The organism is Salinibacterium sp. NSLL17 (assembly GCF_015864935.1).
In the GTDB taxonomy this organism is placed as follows: Bacteria; Actinomycetota; Actinomycetes; order Actinomycetales; family Microbacteriaceae; genus Rhodoglobus.
This window is the reverse complement of record NZ_JADYWH010000003.1, coordinates 1-20,321: the sequence shown is the minus strand read 5'-3', so window position 1 is coordinate 20,321 and position 20,321 is coordinate 1. Positions and strand designations below refer to the sequence as shown.

General features: G+C 60.7%; 19 protein-coding genes. 17 read left to right on the top strand and 2 right to left on the bottom strand.

Features of this window, described 5'->3' with window-relative positions; translation table 11 throughout:
* The first annotated feature begins 6 nt into the window (after positions 1-6).
* The 15 genes from I6E51_RS12995 to I6E51_RS12925 all read left to right on the top strand — a co-directional run bounded on the left by I6E51_RS12995 (position 7) and on the right by I6E51_RS12925 (position 16,582).
* On the top strand, positions 7-735 hold the full coding sequence (locus I6E51_RS12995; protein WP_231600173.1) for an amino acid ABC transporter ATP-binding protein: 729 nt from the start codon (positions 7-9) through the stop codon (positions 733-735).
* A 37-nt stretch (positions 736-772) separates the two neighbouring features.
* Positions 773-1,645 (top strand): glutamate ABC transporter substrate-binding protein, encoded by an 873-nt coding sequence (locus I6E51_RS12990; protein ID WP_197110595.1) that lies wholly within the window; start codon positions 773-775, stop codon positions 1,643-1,645.
* 84 nt (positions 1,646-1,729) lie between these two features.
* Positions 1,730-2,398 carry an amino acid ABC transporter permease gene (locus I6E51_RS12985; protein WP_197110594.1) on the top strand — a complete coding sequence of 223 codons (669 nt, stop codon included), beginning with the start codon at positions 1,730-1,732 and terminating at the stop codon, positions 2,396-2,398.
* The gene (locus tag I6E51_RS12980; RefSeq protein WP_197110593.1) at positions 2,395-3,327 is read left to right on the top strand and encodes an amino acid ABC transporter permease; all 933 of its coding nucleotides are present in this window, start codon (positions 2,395-2,397) and stop codon (positions 3,325-3,327) included. Before I6E51_RS12985 ends, I6E51_RS12980 begins: the two co-directional genes overlap by 4 nt.
* 11 nt (positions 3,328-3,338) lie before the next feature.
* Positions 3,339-4,379: a phenylalanine--tRNA ligase subunit alpha gene (gene pheS, locus I6E51_RS12975; protein WP_197108645.1), complete on the top strand. Its 1,041-nt coding sequence runs from the start codon at positions 3,339-3,341 to the stop codon at positions 4,377-4,379.
* Positions 4,379-6,871 (top strand): phenylalanine--tRNA ligase subunit beta, encoded by a 2,493-nt coding sequence (gene pheT / locus I6E51_RS12970; protein WP_197110592.1) that lies wholly within the window; start codon positions 4,379-4,381, stop codon positions 6,869-6,871. Before pheS ends, pheT begins: the two co-directional genes overlap by 1 nt.
* A 279-nt stretch (positions 6,872-7,150) precedes the next feature.
* Entirely contained in the window at positions 7,151-8,197 is a 1,047-nt protein-coding gene (gene argC / locus I6E51_RS12965; protein WP_197110591.1) for an N-acetyl-gamma-glutamyl-phosphate reductase, read from the top strand.
* A complete protein-coding gene (gene argJ, locus I6E51_RS12960; RefSeq protein ID WP_197110590.1) occupies positions 8,194-9,345 on the top strand; it encodes a bifunctional glutamate N-acetyltransferase/amino-acid acetyltransferase ArgJ in 1,152 nt (383 codons plus the stop codon). Before argC ends, argJ begins: the two co-directional genes overlap by 4 nt.
* A complete protein-coding gene (argB, locus tag I6E51_RS12955) occupies positions 9,345-10,259 on the top strand; it encodes an acetylglutamate kinase (RefSeq protein ID WP_100390107.1) in 915 nt (304 codons plus the stop codon). The genes argJ and argB overlap by 1 nt, the downstream gene beginning before the upstream one ends.
* Positions 10,256-11,443 (top strand): acetylornithine transaminase, encoded by a 1,188-nt coding sequence (locus I6E51_RS12950; RefSeq protein ID WP_197110589.1) that lies wholly within the window; start codon positions 10,256-10,258, stop codon positions 11,441-11,443. The genes argB and I6E51_RS12950 overlap by 4 nt, the downstream gene beginning before the upstream one ends.
* Positions 11,440-12,366, top strand: a complete 927-nt coding sequence (gene argF, locus I6E51_RS12945) for an ornithine carbamoyltransferase (RefSeq protein WP_197110588.1) — start codon at positions 11,440-11,442, stop codon at positions 12,364-12,366. The genes I6E51_RS12950 and argF overlap by 4 nt, the downstream gene beginning before the upstream one ends.
* A 67-nt stretch (positions 12,367-12,433) precedes the next feature.
* The gene (locus tag I6E51_RS12940; protein WP_010205232.1) at positions 12,434-13,633 is read left to right on the top strand and encodes an argininosuccinate synthase; all 1,200 of its coding nucleotides are present in this window, start codon (positions 12,434-12,436) and stop codon (positions 13,631-13,633) included.
* A 2-nt stretch (positions 13,634-13,635) separates the two neighbouring features.
* Positions 13,636-15,072 (top strand): argininosuccinate lyase, encoded by a 1,437-nt coding sequence (gene argH / locus I6E51_RS12935; RefSeq protein ID WP_197108625.1) that lies wholly within the window; start codon positions 13,636-13,638, stop codon positions 15,070-15,072.
* Positions 15,073-15,074: 2 nt separating this feature from the next.
* Entirely contained in the window at positions 15,075-15,662 is a 588-nt protein-coding gene (locus I6E51_RS12930) for a DNA-3-methyladenine glycosylase (protein WP_197110587.1), read from the top strand.
* A complete protein-coding gene (locus I6E51_RS12925; protein WP_197110586.1) occupies positions 15,662-16,582 on the top strand; it encodes a DUF817 domain-containing protein in 921 nt (306 codons plus the stop codon). Before I6E51_RS12930 ends, I6E51_RS12925 begins: the two co-directional genes overlap by 1 nt.
* A 21-nt stretch (positions 16,583-16,603) precedes the next feature.
* Here I6E51_RS12925 and I6E51_RS12920 read toward each other — a convergent pair whose 3' ends face one another.
* Both I6E51_RS12920 and I6E51_RS12915 read right to left on the bottom strand, forming a co-directional pair.
* On the bottom strand, positions 16,604-17,158 hold the full coding sequence (locus I6E51_RS12920) for a hypothetical protein (protein ID WP_197110585.1): 555 nt from the start codon (positions 17,156-17,158) through the stop codon (positions 16,604-16,606).
* Positions 17,155-17,742, bottom strand: coding sequence for a DNA-binding protein (locus I6E51_RS12915; RefSeq protein WP_307783994.1), 588 nt, complete (start codon positions 17,740-17,742; stop codon positions 17,155-17,157). The genes I6E51_RS12920 and I6E51_RS12915 overlap by 4 nt, the downstream gene beginning before the upstream one ends.
* Positions 17,743-17,928: 186 nt before the next feature.
* On the opposite strand from I6E51_RS12915, the gene tyrS reads away from it, so the two are divergent.
* The gene (tyrS, locus tag I6E51_RS12910; RefSeq protein ID WP_197110584.1) at positions 17,929-19,239 is read left to right on the top strand and encodes a tyrosine--tRNA ligase; all 1,311 of its coding nucleotides are present in this window, start codon (positions 17,929-17,931) and stop codon (positions 19,237-19,239) included.
* A gap of 67 nt (positions 19,240-19,306) precedes the next feature.
* Positions 19,307-19,858: a dihydrofolate reductase family protein gene (locus I6E51_RS12905; protein ID WP_197110583.1), complete on the top strand. Its 552-nt coding sequence runs from the start codon at positions 19,307-19,309 to the stop codon at positions 19,856-19,858.
* The last annotated feature ends 463 nt before the right edge of the window (positions 19,859-20,321 follow it).

The following is a 20,321-nucleotide window of genomic DNA, read 5'->3' as shown; positions in this document are numbered from 1 at the left end:
GAACCTCTGGTCGTTATCGACCACGTCAACAAACATTACGGTGAGCTGCACGTGCTCAAAGACATCTCCACCACGATTAAACGTGGCGAGGTAGTTGTCGTTATTGGGCCAAGTGGTTCGGGAAAGTCCACGCTCTGTCGTGCGATCAACCGGCTCGAGACCATTGACGACGGCACCATCACTATTGATGGCAAGTTGCTTCCCGAAGAGGGGGCTGGCCTCGCCAAGCTGCGCGCAGACGTCGGTATGGTGTTCCAATCTTTCAACCTCTTTGCTCACAAGACGATTCTTGAGAACGTCACGCTTGGCCCGCGCCGTGTGCGCAAGATTTCCAAGGCTGAGGCTGACAAGCACGCGATGGAGCTGCTCGACCGCGTTGGTATCGGCAACCAGGCTTCCAAGATGCCTGCCCAGCTTTCTGGCGGGCAGCAACAGCGGGTTGCTATCGCCCGTTCACTCGCTATGGACCCGAAGATCATCCTGCTTGACGAGCCCACCTCGGCGCTCGATCCAGAAATGATCAACGAGGTTCTCGATGTCATGGTGCAGCTCGCTAAAGACGGCATGACGATGCTTGTGGTCACCCACGAAATGGGCTTCGCTCGCAAGGCTGCCGACCGCGTCATCTTTATGGCGGATGGCGAAATTGTCGAAGAGGCTGAGCCTGAACAGTTCTTCACCAACCCCCAATCTCCGAGAGCGCAAGACTTCCTCTCGAAAATTCTTACCCACTAACTCAGCGGGTAATCCCCACAGCAGCAAGGAGAAAAACATGAGACTCAAAAAAGGTCTGATGATTTCTGCCATCGCCGCCGTAGGCCTTCTTGGCCTCAGCGCGTGTGCAGCAGACACTTCGTCTACTACCGACAGCGACATGGTCGTTCCCGATTTCGAAGCCGGCACCACCATGGCTGACCTCGCTGAAGCAGGATCGATCACCATCGGCACCAAGTTTGATCAGCCGCTGTTCGGTCTCGTTGGTCCGACGGGCGAGCCTGTTGGATTCGACGTAGAGATCGGCAAGATCATCGCGTCGTCGCTCGGTATTAGCGAAGACAACATCGAGTGGGTAGAGACAGTTTCTGCCAACCGCGAGACGTTCATCGAGAACGGCACCGTTGACATCGTTATCGCCACGTACACGATTAACGACGATCGCAAGGAAGTTATTTCCTTCGCCGGGCCGTACTACAACGCAGGTCAGGACATCCTCGTCCTCGACGGTAACCCCGAGGGCATCACTGGCCCCGAGGACCTCGCAGGCATGGATGTCTGCAGCGTTGCTGGTTCGACTTCAGAGGCGAACATCGCTGAGTACGACGTCAACCTCATCACTACTGACACGTACTCGAACTGCCTCGAGCCGCTTCGTAACGGCAACGTTGTTGCGGTCACCACGGACAACGTGATTTTGGCCGGCCTCGCCGACCAGAACCCTGGTGAGTTCGAAGTTCTGAGCAACCCGTTCACTGAGGAGCCTTACGGCATCGGGCTTGGCCACGATGACGATGAGTTCCGCGACTACATTAACGATGTGCTCGAGACCTCGTACTCCGACGGTTCGTGGGATGAGGCATGGAACACAACTGCAGGTCAGGTTCTGAAGCTGCCGACCCCGCCAGCTGTTGACCGTTACAGCAACTAACTAGTGTTTCCGGTGCTCGTTCGCGGCTAGGCCGCGGACGAGCACCACTCACGCTACTGCCCACAATTCTTCAGGAGGCTCTGGATGGACGCCATCTCCAACGCGATTGACGCAATCATTGGCGTCACGCCGGTTTACTTTCAGGGTTTTCTTCAGACGCTCCTGTTATTGGCAATCTCGGGGGTCGGAGCCTTTTTCGTCGGCATCTTGATCGCCACGATGCGTATTTCGCCGGTTCCCTCGCTGCGATTGTTCGCCACGATTTACACCGAACTGCTGCGCAACATTCCGCTATTGCTCGTTCTATTTTTTTGCTCGACGGTTCTTCCCATTCTCGGTGTTGATCTTGACTTCTTCCTCTTAGCGGTTATAGGCCTCACGCTCTACACGTCGCCATTCGTTGCCGAGGCTATCCGTTCTGGGTTCAACGGTGTCCCCGTGGGCCAAGCTGAAGCTGCTCGGAGCATCGGAATGGGCTTTACCCAAACCGTGGGCCTCGTGGTTTTACCCCAAGCGAGCCGGATGGTTGTCCCGCCGCTCATCAACGTTTTTATCGCCCTCACCAAGAACACCTCTGTCGCTGGGATCTTCTTCGTCAATGAGCTATTCAAAGGGACGTACGAGGCCGCCCGCGATTACGGCAACGCTGTCGTGATCACCCTGGTTTATGCGGCGGCACTCTATTTGGTCATTACCGTTCCGCTCGGCCTCATAGCCGGAGCGATTGAGAAGAAGGTCATGGTGCTGCGATGAGCATGAGCGTTCTATATGACGCGCCTGGGCCCAAAACCAAGCGCAATTCGACTATTGCGTCAGTAATTGGGGCGGTCGCCATCCTCGCCGGTCTCACGTGGATTGTCTTGGTGCTTGCGGCCCCTCGCACCAATGCGAATGGTGCAGAGCAGCCCGGCATGTTCGATCCTTCTCGCCTCGATATTCTTAGCGACCCCGAACTATGGGGCGCTTTCGGACGCGGCGCGCTAGCGACGCTGCAAATGGCCGGTGCCGCTGCGGTCTTGGCAATTGTTGTGGGAATTCTGTTTTCTTTCGGGCGAACCTCGGCCTCGAAGTGGATTCGAATCCCCACCTCCGTGCTTCTTGAATTCTTCCGTGGCATGCCACTGCTGTTGCTGATCCTCTTCGTTTCCCTATTGTTCTCGATCGGGAGCTACTGGGCTGGTGTGTTGGGGCTCGCTATCTATAACGGCGCCATTATTGGCGAGGCATTGCGCGCGGGCATCATTTCCTTGCCCAGGGGGCAGCGCGAAGGTGGGCTATCGGTCGGCCTCACCTCACTTCAGACCCGCTTCATCATCGAGTTCCCGCAGGCATTCCGTCAGATGCTTCCGATCATTCTCGCGCAGCTCGTGGTGCTCTTGAAAGACACCTCTCTCGCCTACATCGTTGCGTACCCCGAGCTTGCACGAACGATTAAGAACCTTCAAAACTTCTATGGCAGCCGCTATCTCTTCACCCTGTTTGCGGTCGGTTTTGTGATCTATCTCGTCATGAACCTCACGCTGTCGTATATCGCTCGCTACGCGGCGAAACGTAGTGGCCCGAAGCTCGGCAAGATCACTCCAGACACCCCGAAGGTGCCTGGAGCTGAAGGAACACGGGCGATCACGATGCAACGCGGAAACGCGAACAATCGCAAAAATAGCAGTGGTGGTGTCGGCTAAACTCGGGTCTTGTGTCTGAACCCACCCCGATCACAGAACCAGCGGTAACCGCAGCGGTCGAAGCAGCTCTTGCTGCCATCGAATCCGCCGCGACAATGGCCGACCTCAAAACGGTGCGCGGCGCCCATCTTGCAGAGGGCTCGCCACTTGCGGCGCTCAACGCTCAGATGAAGAACGTCGCCCCCGCCGATCGCGCTACCTCCGGCAAGCTCATCGGAGCAGCACGCGGCCGCGTCAACGGCGCGTTTAGCGCCCGCGAGGCCGAGTTGGCGGTTGCGGAAGAGCAAGCCAAGCTCGCGGCTGAAGCCGTCGATGTCACGGCCGTAGCCACTCGCTATGTGAAGGGTGCCCGGCATCCGCTCAGCCTGCTCATGGAACACATGAGCGACATCTTCGTCGGCATGGGCTGGGAGGTCGCGGAAGGCCCTGAGCTCGAAAACGAGTGGTTCAACTTCGACGCGCTCAACTTCGACGAAGACCACCCTGCGCGGGCCATGCAAGACACGTTCTTCATCGACCCCGTCGACTCGCACTTGCTGTTGCGCACGCACACGAGCCCGGTTCAGATCCGCTCCCTGCTTGAGCGCCCACTGCCGGTGTACGTCGTTGCGCCCGGACGCGTGTTCCGCACCGATGAACTCGATGCTACCCACACTCCCGTCTTCCACCAGCTGGAGGGCATCGCGATCGATAAGGGCCTCACCATGGCCAACCTGCGGGGCACGCTCGAGCACCTCGCCCGCGCGATGTTCGGCGACGGCGCCCAGATTCGTCTGCGCCCCAACTACTTCCCCTTCACCGAGCCCAGTGCCGAAATGGACGTCTGGCAGCCCAACGCTAAGGGTGGCGCCCGCTGGGTCGAGTGGGGTGGCTGCGGAATGGTCAACCCCAACGTGCTGCGTGCAGCCGGGATCGACCCTGACGAATACCAAGGCTTTGCTTTCGGTATGGGAATTGAGCGCACGCTGCAGTTCCGCAATGAAATGAATGACATGCGAGACATGGTCGAGGGCGATATTCGCTTCTCCCAGCAGTTCGGAATGGTGGTCTAATGAAAATTCCCATGAGTTGGTTGCGGGAATTCGTTGAGATCCCCGCAGACATTACGCACGAGCACGTTCACGCCGCCCTCGTTAAAGTTGGTTTCGAAGAAGAAGACGTTCAGGGCTTCGATATCTCTGGTCCCGTCGTCGTTGGCCAGGTTCTCGAGTTCGTCGGTGAACCCCAGTCCAATGGCAAGACCATCAACTGGTGCCAGGTCGACGTGGGCGAAGCCGAACCTCGCGGCATCGTCTGTGGAGCGCACAACTTCGTCGTCGGCGACAAAGTCGTAGTTACTCTGCCCGGCTCCGTGCTTCCCGGCCCGTTCCCGATCGCTGCGCGCAAGACCTACGGCCACGTCTCGGACGGCATGATCGCCTCCACGCGCGAGCTTGGTCTCGGAGACGAGCACGACGGCATCCTCGTTCTGTCCACGCTAGGTCTCGACCCCGAGGTCGGCACGAGCGCGATTGAACTGCTCGGCCTTGACGACTTCGCGGTAGAGATCAACGTCACGCCCGACCGCGGTTATGCGATGTCGCTGCGCGGCGTCGCTCGCGAATACGCTCTCTCGACTGGGGCGACCTTCACTGACCCTGCTGACGCTCCCACGATTACCGCGGCGAGCGGTTTCCCCGTGGTCATCGCTGATAACGCTCCCATTCGAGGGCGCGACGGCGTACGAGCCTTCGTTACCCGTGTCGTACGGAACGTGGATGTCACCAAGCCAACACCGTCGTGGATGATTACGCGGTTGACGCTTGCCGGCATCCGCTCGATCTCGCTCACTGTCGACATCACGAACTATGTGATGCTCGAGCTCGGGCAGCCGATTCACGCGTACGACCTCGACCGCGTAGCCGGTGGCCTCACGGTTCGCCGTGCTCAGGCGGGGGAGACCCTCACGACCCTCGACGACAAGTCGCGCACGCTCAATCCCGAAGACCTGCTCATCACCGATGAGTCCGGCCCCATCGGCTTGGCTGGCGTCATGGGCGGGGCAAGCACTGAAATCACGGATGCCTCCACCAACGTTCTGATTGAGGCTGCCAACTTCGAACCGATCTCGATCGCGCGCACGGCTCGTCGTCACAAGCTCGGCAGTGAAGCATCGCGTCGTTTCGAGCGCGGTGTTGACCCGTTGGTCGCTCCCGCGGCCGCAGCGCGCGTCGTCGAGCTGCTGGTCGAGTTGGGTGGCGGAACTGTCGACGAGCTCGGCAGCGACCTGCTCGCCGACCATGCTGCAGATGTCGTTGACCTGCCCGAGGGCTACGCTCAGGGCCTCATCGGTGTGAACTACTCCGCTGATGAGATCACCGATTCGCTTCAGGCAATTGGCGCTGAAGTCACGGTTACTGACACTGGCTGGAGCGTGACCCCTCCGAGTTGGCGTCCCGACCTCGGTGATAAGACCACGCTCGTCGAAGAAGTTGCCCGCATCGTGGGCTACGACCGTATTCCGGCTGTCCTGCCGGTAGCCCCTCCGGGCCGCGGGCTCACGCGCGCCCAGCGCTTGCGACGCACCGTCTCTAACAGCCTCGCGGCATCCGGCCTCACCGAGGTCTTGGCCTACCCGTTCATCTCTCAGCACTCAAACGATCTCTTTGGTTCGCCGGAAGCTGGGGGAGCGACCACGATCAAACTCGCGAACGCCTTGGACCCGGATGCCGCAACCCTGCGTCGTTCGTTGCTACCGGGCCTCGCAGCAATCGCGCACCGCAATGTCTCTCGCGGGCTCACGGACCTTGCTCTCTTTGAAGTCGGAACAGTGTTCCTGCCCGAAGCGGGCCACCGTTACGGAAGTACCTCGTTGCCGCTCGGCTATGAGCTGCCCAGCGACGCCGCTCTCGCCGAACTGCGCGCGAGCATCCCCGAACAGCCCTGGCACGTTGCCGCGCTGTTCCTCGGTGATGCTGTTACGCGCCAGCCTGGCCAGCAGCCACTCTCTCGCGGGCTTGCGGATGTTCTCGCCACGGTTCAGCAGCTGGCGGCAACTCTCTCGGTCGACATCAACGTCGTGACGGGGAGCCATCAGGCGATGCACCCCGGTCGCACCGCCGAGCTTCGCGTGGGCGACCACACGGTCGGCTATGCCGGCGAATTGCTTCCTGCTTTGGCTCTTGAACTCGATTTGCCGCGCGTTGTTGCGGTTCTTGAGCTCGACCTCACCGTGCTGATCACGAGTGCTGCTGAAGATATCGCTGCGACGCCGATCATCTCCTACCCGGCCGCTACGCAAGATCTGTCTCTCGTGGTGCCGGTGGCTGTTCAGGCTGGCGAGTTGTTGGCCATCATTCGCGAGGGTGCAGGCGAACTTTTGGAGAACGTGCGGCTTGTCGATGACTACCGTGGCACCGGCATCCCGGAGTCACACAAGTCGCTGACTTTTGCGCTGCGTTTCCGTGCCAGCGACCGCACTCTCACTCAGGCAGAAGCGACAGATGCAAAGAACGCCGCGGTTGCTCTCGCCGGCGAACGCGTAGCCGCTGAGCTGCGCGAGTAACCGCCAGTTACGGCGAAAGCCGGTTGCCACTCACTGAGTAGCAACCGGCTTTCTGCGTTTGTCGATTAGCCTGCCGTGCGCTCTGGGCACTACTCTATAAATGTGACCGACTCCCGCACTTGCAGCCAGCGATTCTCGCTGAGCTTTGTGGTGCCGTCTTCGCCGGTTCTCCGCGGGGCTGACGAGCGACGATAGGCGGAGTTTCGCCACAACCCACGAGGTCGTGTGTGATTCGCCGCCGCAAGTGTTCTCGATTCCGAACCCACTGAAGGTAATTCCATGTCAATTTCGGTCGCTGTGGCCGGTGCCAGCGGTTATGCCGGTGGCGAGCTTCTTCGCCTGCTGTCCACCCATCCTGAGTTCGATGTCACGACAGTGACCGCGTTTAGTAACGCCGGTCAGCGTCTCATCGATGTGCAACCGCACTTGCGGTCTCTCGCGCACCTTGTTTTCCAGCCGACGGAGCCCGAAGTGCTCGCCGGCCACGATGTTGTTTTCTTTGCTCTGCCACACGGCAAGTCGGGAGCGTTGACGGCTGAGCTCAGCCCCGACACTCTCGTCGTGGACTGTGGGGCCGATCACCGCCTGACCAGTGAAGACGACTGGGCTGCGTTCTACGGCGGCGAGTTCTACGGTGCCTGGGACTACGGGATGCCCGAACTGCTGCATGCCGCCGGGGGAACGCAACGTCAAGTCCTCGCCGGTTCGAAGCGTATTGCGGTGCCCGGCTGCAACGTGACGGCCATCACGCTGGGATTAGCTCCCGGCATCCGTTCCGCGTTGATCGAGCCAGAAGATATTGTGGCCGTTCTTGCGGTTGGGCCTTCGGGAGCGGGCAAGAGCCTGAAGGTGAACCTCTTGGCGAGCGAGATGATGGGCTCTGCTTCGGCGTATGCCGTTGGTGGCACTCATCGCCACACTCCGGAGATCGCGCAGAACTTGAAGGTCGCCGGCGCGGAGACGGTGACGGTCTCGTTCACTCCCGTTCTCGTGCCCATGTCACGCGGCATCTTGGCGACCTCCACCGCGAAGCTCGCCGACGGGGTCACCGCAGCTCAGATTCGGGAAGCGTGGGAAACCGCGTATGCCGACGAGCCGTTCATCCATGTCCTCCCCGAAGGCCAGTTCCCGCGCACCGCTGATACGTTGGGCGCGAACACGGCCCTGATCGGGCTTGCGGTTGATGAAGCCGCTCGCCGTGTAGTCGTGGTCAGTGCAATCGACAATCTTGTTAAGGGCACCGCAGGCGCCGCCATTCAATCGACAAATATTGCGTTGGGCCTTGAGGAAACCCTCGGTCTGGCGCTGGACGGAGTAGCACCATGAGTGTCACATCAGCCGCAGGATTCGAAGCAGCCGGAGTCGAAGCGGGTCTCAAGGCGAGCGGTGGGCTCGACGTCGCCCTCGTCGTCAACCGTGGTCCACGCTTCGATGCAGCCGCCGTGTTCACGAGCAATCGTGCGCAGGCTCATCCCATCATCTGGTCCAAGCAGGTCATCGACGATGGCATCGCCACGGCGATCGCCCTCAACTCGGGCGGAGCCAACTGCTTCACGGGCCCGCAGGGTTTTCAGGTAACGCACGCTACGGCAGAGCACGTTGCTGAAGCGCTCGGGTCATCGGCGGGCGACATCCTCGTCTGTTCGACCGGTCTTATCGGCGAACCGCTTCCGCAAGACAAAGTGCTCGCCGGAATGTCGGCAGCGGTCAGTGCGCTCAGTGCTGACGGCGGCACCGACGCTTCGCTCGCGATCATGACCACAGACAGCAAGCCCAAAACTACTGTCGCGACCGGCACCGGCTACACCGTCGGCGGCATGGCCAAAGGGGCAGGGATGCTCGCGCCAGGCCTCGCGACAATGCTCGTAGTCATCACCACTGACGCCGTTGTCGCCGCAGCAGACCTTGACGCGGCCCTGCGGGAAGCCACTCGCGTGAGTTTCGACCGTCTCGACTCCGACGGCTGCATGTCGACCAACGACCAAGTAACACTGATGGCGTCCGGTGCCTCGGGCGTGACTCCGGATGCTGCAGAGTTTGCCGCACTTGTCACGAGCGTCTGCAGCGATCTGGCCGAACAACTGCAGGGCGATGCTGAGGGCGCAAGCCACGACATCCGCATCGAAGTTGTGGGCGCGCTCAGTGAAGACGAAGCTGTTGTGGTCGGCCGTTCGGTTGCTCGCAATAATCTCTTCAAGGCCGCGATCTTCGGCAACGATCCCAACTGGGGTCGGGTGCTGGCCGCGATCGGAACCACGGATGCTGCCTTCGACCCCTACGCGGTCGATGTGTCGATGAACGGTGTGCGGGTCTGCCACGCGGGCGCCCCCGATCGTTCACGTGACGAGGTAGATCTCACGGGCCGTGCTGTGCACGTGCTGATCGATCTCGCGACGGGTGATGCCGAAGCGACCATCCTGACCAACGACCTCACGCACGATTACGTGCATGAGAACAGCGCGTACTCCAGCTGATGCCGGCTTTTACCCACGGCGCTGAACACGAGCAGGCCATGACCAAGGCGGGAGTGCTTATTGAGGCACTTCCGTGGTTGAAGCGTTTTCGCAACCGCATCATTGTGGTGAAGTTTGGCGGCAACGCCATGATCAACGACGAACTCAAGCGTGCCTTTGTGCAAGACATGGTTTATTTGCGTCTTGCTGGTGTTCGCCCCGTGATTGTTCACGGCGGCGGCCCCCAGATCACCAAGGAACTCAAGATTCGCGGTATCGAATCGGAGTTCCGTGCTGGCTACCGCGTGACGACAGAAGAGTCCATTGACGTCGTGCGGGATGTTCTCACCGACCAGGTGGGTGCAGAACTCGTTGATCTCATCAATGAGCACGGAGATCTCGCTAACGGCATTGCCGGGCATGAGCACTCCCTGTTCATCGGTGAGCGCATGATCAAGGAAATCGAAGGCAAGCGCGTCGATCTCGGACTCGTCGGTAACGTCACTGAGGTTGATCCTCAGCGCGTGCTCGACGTGTTGGCGAGTGACAACATCCCTGTTGTCTCCACGCTGGCTCAAGAAGCAGGCGAGATCGCCGATGACGCTTCGGGTTTGCTCAATGTGAACGCTGACTCTGCAGCGGCGGCGTTGGCGATTGCGCTCGACGCTGCCAAGCTCGTCATCCTCACGGATGTTGCTGGCTTGTACAGCGATTGGCCCAACCGCGAGTCGCTCGTCTCGATCATCAACACTGACGAGCTGCGTGAGCTGCTGCCGAGCCTCGAATCGGGCATGATCCCGAAGATGACCGCCTGCCTCGAAGCGGTGGATGCCGGAGTTCCGAAGGCCGCCATCATCGATGGTCGTGCCCCGCACTCGATCCTGCTCGAAGTATTCACGCAAGATGGAATTGGCACCGAGGTGGTACCCGCATGACTTGGAAAGATGACTACGCCCATCGCATGATGAACACGTTCGGTGTGCCGAAGGTGGAGCTCGTGCGCGGTGAAGGCTGCACCGTCTTCGATTCCGATGGCAAGCGCTACCTCGACTTTCTCGGCGGTATCGCCGTGAACTCTCTCGGCCACAATCACCCTGCCGTCGTGGGTGCGCTCACGAACCAGGCCAACCTTCTTCACGTCTCGAACTTCTTCGCGACCGAACCACAATTGGCACTCGCCGAACGTCTCCTTCGCATTTCTGGGGCGGGCGACGAAGGGCGCGTCTTCTTCGCTAACTCGGGCACCGAAGCAAACGAAGCGGCCGTTAAATTGGCGCGGCGCACTGGTCGCCTCCGCATCCTCTCGTTGAACGACTCGTTTCACGGTCGCTCGATCGGCGCGCTGTCGATCACGGGCAAGACTGCGCTTCGCGAACCCTTCGAACCGCTGATGCCTAACGTTGATTTCATCGACACCACCATCGAGGCGCTCGCCGCAGCGATCGGGCCGGATGTCGCAGCACTCTTTGTGGAGCCCATCAAGGGTGAAGCCGGCGTGCAGCCGTTGCCCGAGGGCTACCTCCAAGCAGCGCGAGAACTCACCACCCAACACGGTGTGCTGCTCATCGTCGACGAGATTCAGACCGGCGCCGGACGCACGGGAGACTGGTTCGGCTTCCAAGAGAGCGGCATTGTTCCTGACGCGATCACGCTCGCGAAGGGGATTGGCGGGGGAGTGCCTATTGGTGCTCTCGTGACCTTCGGGGCGGCATCCGCGCTCCTGCAGCCGGGTCAGCATGGCACCACTTTTGGCGGAAACCCGCTCGTGTGTGCCGTGAGCAACGCCGTGCTTGAGCACATCGAGAATGCTGATCTCGTCGCCAACGCTGCCGCGCGAGGCGCCGAGCTGCGCTCGGCTATCGACGCGATCGGCTCACCGCTGGTGAGTGAGTTGCGCGGTCGCGGTCTCCTGATCGGTATTGGGCTTTCGCAGCCCGTCGCTCAGCAAGTAGTGGCAGTGGCACTCGATCACGGGCTGATCGTCAACGCCCCCAACGAGTCGACAGTCCGACTCGCTCCGCCCCTCATTATTGGCGATGCCGAAATCGCCGAATTCATTGACACGTTCAGCACGGTGCTGAACGAAGTAACCAACACAGCATCTACGGAGGCATCATGACCAGGCATTTTCTTCGTGACGATGACCTCAGCCCGGCTGAGCAACTCGAAATTCTCGATCTCGCCGAAAAAGTAAAAGCCGACCGTTGGGGGCGCAAGCCGCTAGCGGGTCCGCAGACCGTTGCTGTGATCTTCGACAAGTCGTCGACCCGCACGCGAGTGTCGTTCGCCGTCGGTATTGCCGACCTCGGTGGTTCGCCGCTCATCATTTCGACTGCCAACAGTCAGCTCGGCGGTAAGGAGACAGCCTCAGACACGGCTCGTGTTCTTGAGCGTCAGGTCGCCGCTATTGTCTGGCGCACCTATGGCCAAGAGGGACTCATCGAGATGGCGCACGGAACCCAGGTTCCCGTGATCAACGCTCTCAGCGACGAGTTCCACCCGTGCCAGTTGCTCGCTGACTTGCTCACGATCCGGGAACACAAGGGTGCGCTCAAGGGCTTGACCGTCACGTTCCTCGGTGATGGTGCGGACAACATGGTGCACTCCTACCTGCTCGCTGGCGCCACCGCGGGAATGCACGTGCGCATCGCGTGCCCCGAAGATTACCTACCGTTGGCGGATGTCGTCGCTGACGCGGAGAAGATCGCGGCATCCACGGGTGGTTCGATTTCAATTCTCACCGACGCGGCTGAAGCCGTGACGGGTGCGGATGTTGTTGTCACCGACACGTGGGTGTCGATGGGTAAAGAAGATGAGAAGGCCGCTCGCGTGGCTTCTCTTGGTGCATACAAGGTCGACACTGCGCTGATGGCGCTCGCTAAGCCAGACGCGATCTTCTTGCACTGCTTGCCTGCTGACCGTGGGTATGAGGTTGAGGCCGACGTGATCGACGGTCCGCAAAGTGTCATCTGGGATGAGGCAGAGAACCGCCTGCACGCCCAGAAGGCACTCATGATTTGGTTGCTCGAACAGGCTGCCTAGTTTTTGGCGGCATGAAGCCGCCGTTGTAGTTCCCTAAACTGATTCACGACGTCAAGGAGAAAAACATATGTCAGAACGCGTAGTTCTCGCCTACTCGGGCGGACTCGACACTTCAGTAGGTATCGGCTGGCTCAAGGACGCCACAGGCAAAGAGGTCGTCGCGCTCGCGATTGACGTCGGCCAGGGCGGCGAAAACATGGATGACATCCGTCAGCGCGCACTTGACTGTGGTGCTGTTGAGTCGATCGTTATCGATGCCAAAGATGAGTTCGCTGATGACTTCCTGATGCCAGCACTCAAGGCAAACGCGTTGTACCAGAAGCGTTACCCACTGGTTTCGGCTCTTAGCCGTCCGGTGATCTCGCGTCACCTTGCACTCACAGCCAAGGCTCTCGGCGCTGACAGCGTCGCTCACGGTTGCACCGGTAAGGGCAACGACCAGGTTCGCTTCGAGGCAGCTGTTGCGGCTCTCGCCCCCGACCTCACGAGCATCGCGCCGGTCCGCGACCTCGCGCTCACCCGTGACAAGGCGATCATCTACGCCGAAAAGCACAACCTTCCGATTCGCCAGTCCGCCGCGAGCCCTTATTCGATCGACAAGAACGTCTGGGGTCGCGCTGTCGAGACTGGATTCCTTGAGGACCCGTGGAACGCTCCGATCGAAGAGCTTTACGAGTACACCGCTGATCCTGCCGCTGGTCTGCCCGCCGACGAAGTGACCATCACTTTCGAAGCCGGAATTCCTGTCGCCATCGACGGCGTCGCGATGTCGGCTCTCGCCATCGTTGAGCACATGAATGCGCTCGCGGGCAAGCACGGCATCGGCCGCATCGACGTGGTCGAAGACCGCCTCATCGGTATCAAGAGCCGTGAGGTTTACGAAGCTCCCGGCGCGATGGCTCTTATCGCCGCCCACGAAGAGCTTGAGTCACTCACGATCGAGCGTGACCTTTCCCGTTACAAGCGTGGAGTTGAGGCCGAATGGTCGAACCTCGTGTACGACGGACTCTGGTATTCAGGTCTCAAGCGTTCACTTGACGCGTTCATCGACGACACCCAGCGCTATGTCAGCGGAGAAATCCGTATGACACTCCACGCTGGCCGTGCGGTACCGACTGGCCGCAAGTCAGAGCAGAGCCTCTACGACTTCAGCCTCGCCACCTACGACACCGGTGACACGTTTGACCAGTCGCTCGCTAAGGGCTTCATCGAACTCTGGTCACTGCCGAGCAAGATCTCGGCTCGTCGCGACGCAAAGCAGGGCTAATCATGGCGCAATCTGCCGAAACTGGTGAGGGACAACTCTGGGGAGCCCGCTTCGCAAGTGGCCCTTCACCTGAGCTTGCCCGGTTGAGCAAATCAACTCACTTCGACTGGCAGCTTGCGCAGTATGACCTCGCCGGTTCGCGAGCGCACGCTGTTGCGCTCGCGGCCGCGGGGTACCTCGACGACGTTGAGCTCGAAACGATGACGGATGCCCTGACATCGTTGAGTGCAGCCGTTGCCGATGGCAGTTTTACCGCCCTCGAATCCGAGGAAGATGTTCACGCCGCTCTCGAGCGTGGGCTCATCGAGCGTGCGGGGGCTGAGGTCGGAGGCAAGCTCCGTGCCGGACGCAGCCGCAACGACCAAATCGCCACTCTGGTGCGCATGTACCTGCTCGACCATGCGGGCGCAATTGCCGCGATGGTTGTCGACCTGATTGACGCAATTGTGGCGCAGGCTGAGAAGCACGATGCGGCCATCATGCCGGGTCGTACCCACCTCCAACATGCGCAGCCAGTGCTGCTCGCGCATCATTTGCTCGCGCACGCGTGGCCTCTGGTGCGCACGCTCGAGCGCTTGCGGGACTGGAAAGTTCGCGCATCCACATCGCCGTATGGTTCTGGTGCGCTTGCGGGCAGCACGTTGGGGCTCGACCCCGCGCTGGTCGCTCGGGAGCTGGGGCTTGCTCGCCCCACCGAAAACTCGATCGATGCCACCGCGAGCCGCGATGTCGTGGCAGAGTTCGCGTTCATTACCGCGCAGCTCGGCATTGACATTTCGCGACTCAGTGAAGAGATCATTCTCTGGAACACGCGCGAGTTCGATTTCGTGCAGCTCGATGACGCGTATTCCACGGGGTCGTCGATCATGCCCCAGAAGAAGAACCCTGACATCGCTGAGCTGGCTCGGGGCAAGTCTGGTCGTCTTATCGGTAACCTCACGGGCCTGCTTGCCACGCTCAAGGCGTTGCCGCTCGCGTACAACCGCGATCTTCAAGAAGACAAAGAGCCCGTGTTCGACTCCGTCGAGACTCTCGAAGTGCTCTTGCCGGCGTTCACTGGCATGGTGGCAACGCTGCGCTTCAACACTGAGCGCATGGCCGAGCTTGCGCCTCAGGGGTTCTCCTTGGCGACGGATGTCGCGGACTGGCTGGTTCGCCAGCATGTTCCGTTCCGTGAGGCTCACGAAATCAGCGGTTCCCTCGTACGTTTCTGTGAAGACAACTCGCTTGAACTTCACGAACCGACCGATGACGACTACGCCGCCATTTCACCTCACCTCACGGGTGATGTGCGCGCGGTTCTTACGGTGGAGGGTTCGGTGTCGAGCCGTGCCGGCGTCGGCGGAACTGCTCCCGTGCGCGTTGCGGAGCAGCGTGCCGAGCTCACCGAGCGTGTTCGCGTGCTCGCGTCTGCTCTCGATCCGCAGGTCATCCGCTAGACGTGTTCGAACTGCTCAGCAGGCCGGCGACTGAGGTTGCTCCGCTCTTGCTGGGTGCTGTCGTGCGCGTCGGTGAGGTCGCGGTGCGGCTCACCGAGGTCGAGGCGTACATGGGCGAAGTCGATCCTGGTTCTCACGCTTTTCGAGGGCCGGGCAAGCGCAATGCCGTCATGTACGGCCCGCCCGGCCATCTCTACACCTACTTCACCTACGGGATGCACACGTGCGCGAATGTGGTGTGCATGCCTGAGGGCGTCGCCTCAGGAATCCTTTTACGTGCTGGCGAAGTGATCGAGGGGATGGATGTCGCGGCCGAACGTCGCGCAACATCCAAGAAGCCGGCCGATCTCGCTATGGGGCCAGCACGCCTCGCGGTGGCGCTCGGCATCCGGCTGGATGACGCGGGAACCAACCTGGAGTCGGGTCGTGTCCGCCTAGAACTGCCTCGGTCGCAGTCTCTGTTTAGCGCTGGTCCGCGCACGGGCGTTGCGGGTGTTGGCGGCACCGACGAGTATCCGTGGCGCTTCTGGATTCCGGGGGAGCCGAGCGTGTCTCCGTATCGCCCCGCAGCGAAACGTAAGCGCAGCTAATGGCCCGCTTCACACCGCTTGAGCAGCGGATTGATGAGTGGGCGCATCGGCGTCTCGACCGGGTGCGCGGTGCGGCCGCGAACCCGCAATCCGCCAGCACGAGCGCGCGGTCGCAGCGCCTCCGCACGTGGGCTATTGAGTTCACGGTGTTCGTGCTCAAGCAAGCCTGGGCTTGCGTGTTCGGGGGAGCACTACTCGCCGTTCTCGTGCTCACTCGCCTCTGGTATCCAGAGTCGGCGGCCCTCGCCCGCAACGACTTTCTGGTGTTGGCTGCTCTCGCCATCCAAGTTCTCATGGTGGTCTTCAAGCTGGAGACACTGCGCGAACTGCGGGTTATCATCCTGTTCCACATTGTGGGAACGATGATGGAGATCTTCAAAACGGATGCCGGATCGTGGACCTATGAGGGCGACGGCGTGCTGCACATCTTCGGCGTCCCGCTCTATAGCGGCTTCATGTACGCGGCGGTCGGGTCGTACATGGTGCGCGTGTTCCGCCTTTTCGAGCTCCGCTTCGATCGCTACCCCCGGCGCTGGATCACGGCCATTCTGGCCACGCTGATTTACATCAACTTTTTCAGCCATCACTTCATCGTCGATGCCCGGTGGTTCCTGTTTGCGGCGATCGCAGTGGTCTGGTGGCGAACGGTCATGCACGTCAGAGTCTCGCGCGCGCGATTCCGGATGCCCGTGCTCGTGGCCTTCGTGCTGGTCTCGATCTTCATCTGGATCGCGGAGAACGTGGCAACCTGGTCGAATGCGTGGGTTTACCCGAATCAGTCGGACGGTTGGGAACTCGTATCGATCGCGAAGCTTGGTTCGTGGCTCCTGTTGATGATCGTCTCGGTGGTGCTCGTGACATGGGTCGAGAAGCCGCGGCCTCCCGAGTCGCTCAGCGAAAGCGCGCAGCAGCAGCCGTAGGCAGAAGACCCTCGAGCGGGTTTAGCGTCCGACGAGCAGCGCCGCGGTGCACAAGCCGGCCCACACCAGGCTCACGAGGGTGCCGATGATGAATCGTTCGCGCGCGGCCGCATTTTCCAGTTCGGCGAAACGACCGAGTCCTTTAACGGCGACAATGACGGCGATCGCGCCGGGCTGCCACACCATGAACGAGGCGATGAAGGCGAAGCGTTCGAGGTAACCGATCGTGGTTCCGCCGCGCAAGATTTCGCGTTCGGGCAGGGGCGAGTCGGCGTCGATCACGAGAATGCCGCCGTGCTCACCACGGGGTGCCGGATACGAGGCAAGCGAGAGCACGAGTGCCACGAGGGGGCTACCCGCAATGGTCGCGAGGGCGACGAGGGCTGCGCTGAGCAAGATGACGAGTCCGGAGGCATCACCCGGTAAAGGGTTTCCGGTCGATCCCAGAATGAGGGCAATTCCGACGGGCAGCAGTGAGACGGTGGCGAGCCAATACTTGTCGGTGCGGGCCGCAACCATGGATGCACCAATCGCTCCGATTGTGAGAACGAGTACCGCGATCCACCAGCCGATCATGACGTGCCTTCCTCTGCGCTGAGCGCGTTGTCGGTTACTACTCCACTGTGTGCTTTGTCGAGCAGGTTCGCAAGAGCTCGAACGGCATCTTCTTCGGTGCGTAGTCCGGCGACAAGCGCGCGCTGGCTGGCTGACTGTGGCGAGATGCCGAGTCGTTCAGCAGCATCGGCTTGAGTGATGCCGGTGCTGAGCAGGTCGTAGAGTTCCCAACCGTTGGCGGTGCGCCGGTTGCGCAGCAAAATCAACAGTTCGAGGAGCGGTTCGATGTCGTGAGCCAACTCGCTCGAAGGGTCGGATTCGACGGCGCATTTGGCTGGACTCTTTTTGGCGCGGTCGATGGCTTCGCGGGCGGCGAGAAAAGCGCGTCCGCTGGTCGCGCGCACCGTGGTTCCGTAGGGGAGCGGCACTGCTCCGATCCCGATTCCCACGCTCCACTGTTCCGTGCGGGTGAGTTCGAGCGTGATGTCGAGGGCGGCCTGTGCCGAGGTCAGCAGCATCTGGGCTTCGTCTCCGGCGGTGCGTTCGGCGGGCAGGGCGAGGTCATCCGCGCGCTCGATATTGATGCGCTGCAGGGTATGAGCCACGGCATCCGCGCTCCTGCGGCTGTTTCGTTGGTCTGCTGTAATCACGAACATAACTAAAGGCTACAGCATTGATTTTTCAACATCAGGTCCACAAGCCTGATTCCCCACAATCAGTGCCTCAGCATTGTGGATGCCGCCATTCTCGCTGCTCTCACCACTGCGGTATTAGGCACTACGGTTAATGACGTGTCAGCGACAGCATCAGAATCCCTCAGTACTCAGAACAACGACAGCTCCTTCGAGAGTCTGTGGCAAGAACTCACGTGGCGTGGCCTCGTGCATGTCTCCACCGACGCGGATGCCCTTGAGAAGCTTCTCGATGGCGACCCCATCACGTACTACTGCGGATTCGATCCCACGGCACCCAGTCTTCACCTGGGCAATCTCGTGCAACTGCTTCTGCTGCGCCGCCTTCAGCTGGCCGGCCACAAGCCCCTCGGGCTCGTCGGGGGAGCGACCGGTCTTATCGGCGACCCACGCCCCACGGCCGAGCGCACCCTCAACGACAACGAAACGGTCGCCGAGTGGGTCAGTTACTTGCAAGCCCAGGTCTCCAAGTTCTTGAGCACCGAGGGCGACAACGCGGTGCGGATGGTCAACAACCTCGACTGGACAGCGCCGATGAGCGCGATCGATTTTCTGCGCGATGTCGGCAAGTACTTCCGAGTCGGCACGATGATCAAGAAGGATGCCGTCAGCGCGCGCCTCAACAGCGACGCCGGCATCAGCTACACGGAGTTCAGCTACCAAGTCATGCAGGGCATGGACTTCTTGGAGCTCTACCGCAACTACGACTGCGTATTGCAGACCGGGGGCAGCGACCAGTGGGGCAACCTCACAAGCGGTAGCGACCTCATCCACAAGGCTGAGGGCGCGAGCGTTCACGCCATCGGTACCCCGCTCATCACCAACTCAGATGGCACCAAGTTCGGCAAGAGCGAAGGCAACGCCATTTGGCTCGACTCGAATATGACGAGTCCGTACGCGTTCTACCAGTTCTGGCTCAATACCGACGATGCGGATGTCATTGAGCGCGTGAAGATCTTCACGTTCTTGTCGCGCGATCAGATTACGGCCCTCGAGACCGCTGTCGCTGAGGCGCCGTTTAGGCGTGAAGCACAGAAGACTCTCGCGTACGAAGTCACGTCTCTCGTGCACGGTCGCGCGGCAACGGACGCGGCGATTGCTGCTTCTGCTGCTCTGTTCGGCCAGGGCGAATTGGCCTCGTTGGATGCCGACACTCTTGCCGCAGCATTGCGAGAACTTGCCCACGTCGAGACGGCAGCGGATGCGACGATCGTGCAGTTGCTCATCGACACGAAGCTGGTGTCGAGTGCGAGTGAAGCACGTCGCGCAATTTCGCAGGGCGGCGTTTACCTCAACAACGTTGCGGTAGCGGATGACCAAGCGACGGTTGGCGGCGATCTTCTCGCCGGAAACGTGGCGGTTCTCCGTCGCGGCAAGAAGACTCTCGCGGGAATCTTCGTCACTTCCTAGACCCAGGGCTGGCGCGGCTGAGTGTTCCCAGCCCGCCGGTGTCGTCCGATGGCCGTACCCTGATCGCATGTCACGCATTCTTTTCGAAACCGCGTCCACCCTCAACGGCTACCTTGCCGATGAGGGTGATTCTCTCGACTGGCTGTTAGCGGTGCCTAGTGACGAGGCGCCGGCGGTTGCGCCTACCGCGACAGTCCAGGTCGAGGGGTCGACCACCTACGAGTGGGTGCTCAAGCAAGAAGACCTGATTGCGCAGCCACACAAGTGGGCAGAGTATTTCGGCAACAAGCCGACCTTCGTGTTCACTACGCGTGATCTGCCTGTGCCGGAAGGTGCAGACGTGCGTTTCGTCCACGGCAGTGTTGCGGATGCCCTGCCCGTCATTCGCGAAGCGGCTGGTGATGGCGACATCTGGATCGTGGGTGGGGGAGAGCTCGCCGCCCAGTTCTTCGATGCCGGCGCTCTCGATGAGATCTCGATCTCGTTCGCTCCCGCGACGGTCATCGGTGGGGCGCCGCTTTTCCCTCGGATGCTGGGTTCTGATCGTCTGCGGTTGACGTCAGCTGCTGCTGTCGGTCAGTTCGCTCACCTGGTTTACGAAGTCCGGCCGCGGGAGTAGTTCACCCTGGTGCCCAGACGAAGGTCGTCGAAAACCATCACCCTTCACCGCAAGGTCTGACCACAGTGCAGTGTTTGCGGGCCCTCATCTTCGTGACACGCCCGGGATGCAGTCGGTGTTGGTGGGGCGTCGAGAATGCACGTAATGTTTCCTCTTGTCACCCCAAAGGTGCGGAAGTCCCGGGCAGTTCTGCTGCTAGGTTTCCGGCCTCAAGTGGGGGCCACCATCCTCTAAATCTGTTATAGTTTTAGTCCGGTCAGGTAGCGGAGTTCCTCATGTAGGTTCCGTCATCGGATCGTTGGATGTCTTCCCGCTTCACGCGTGTGTTGGTCTGTTGTTTGTGTGCCGTTCTGGTTCGCTTCATTGGATTTGACAGCAACGCTGAAGCTGGTAAGTTAGACAGGTTGCCTTTCGCTTTCAGCGGAGGTTGCCAACACAGGTTTTGAAAGCCCTGGGGTGAAGC

Bases quoted from the DNA above. Each gene is read 5' to 3' on its own strand.
- I6E51_RS12990 (WP_197110595.1), top strand. From the start codon at position 773: ATGAGACTCAAAAAAGGTCTGATGATTTCTGCCATCGCCGCCGTAGGC.
- I6E51_RS12985 (WP_197110594.1), top strand. From the start codon at position 1,730: ATGGACGCCATCTCCAACGCGATTGACGCAATCATTGGCGTCACGCCG.
- I6E51_RS12980 (WP_197110593.1), top strand. From the start codon at position 2,395: ATGAGCATGAGCGTTCTATATGACGCGCCTGGGCCCAAAACCAAGCGC.
- pheT (WP_197110592.1), top strand. From the start codon at position 4,379: ATGAAAATTCCCATGAGTTGGTTGCGGGAATTCGTTGAGATCCCCGCA.
- argC (WP_197110591.1), top strand. From the start codon at position 7,151: ATGTCAATTTCGGTCGCTGTGGCCGGTGCCAGCGGTTATGCCGGTGGC.
- argJ (WP_197110590.1), top strand. From the start codon at position 8,194: ATGAGTGTCACATCAGCCGCAGGATTCGAAGCAGCCGGAGTCGAAGCG.
- argB (WP_100390107.1), top strand. From the start codon at position 9,345: ATGCCGGCTTTTACCCACGGCGCTGAACACGAGCAGGCCATGACCAAG.
- I6E51_RS12950 (WP_197110589.1), top strand. From the start codon at position 10,256: ATGACTTGGAAAGATGACTACGCCCATCGCATGATGAACACGTTCGGT.
- argF (WP_197110588.1), top strand. From the start codon at position 11,440: ATGACCAGGCATTTTCTTCGTGACGATGACCTCAGCCCGGCTGAGCAA.
- I6E51_RS12940 (WP_010205232.1), top strand. From the start codon at position 12,434: ATGTCAGAACGCGTAGTTCTCGCCTACTCGGGCGGACTCGACACTTCA.
- argH (WP_197108625.1), top strand. From the start codon at position 13,636: ATGGCGCAATCTGCCGAAACTGGTGAGGGACAACTCTGGGGAGCCCGC.
- I6E51_RS12925 (WP_197110586.1), top strand. From the start codon at position 15,662: ATGGCCCGCTTCACACCGCTTGAGCAGCGGATTGATGAGTGGGCGCAT.
- I6E51_RS12920 (WP_197110585.1), bottom strand. From the start codon at position 17,158: ATGATCGGCTGGTGGATCGCGGTACTCGTTCTCACAATCGGAGCGATT.
- I6E51_RS12905 (WP_197110583.1), top strand. From the start codon at position 19,307: ATGTCACGCATTCTTTTCGAAACCGCGTCCACCCTCAACGGCTACCTT.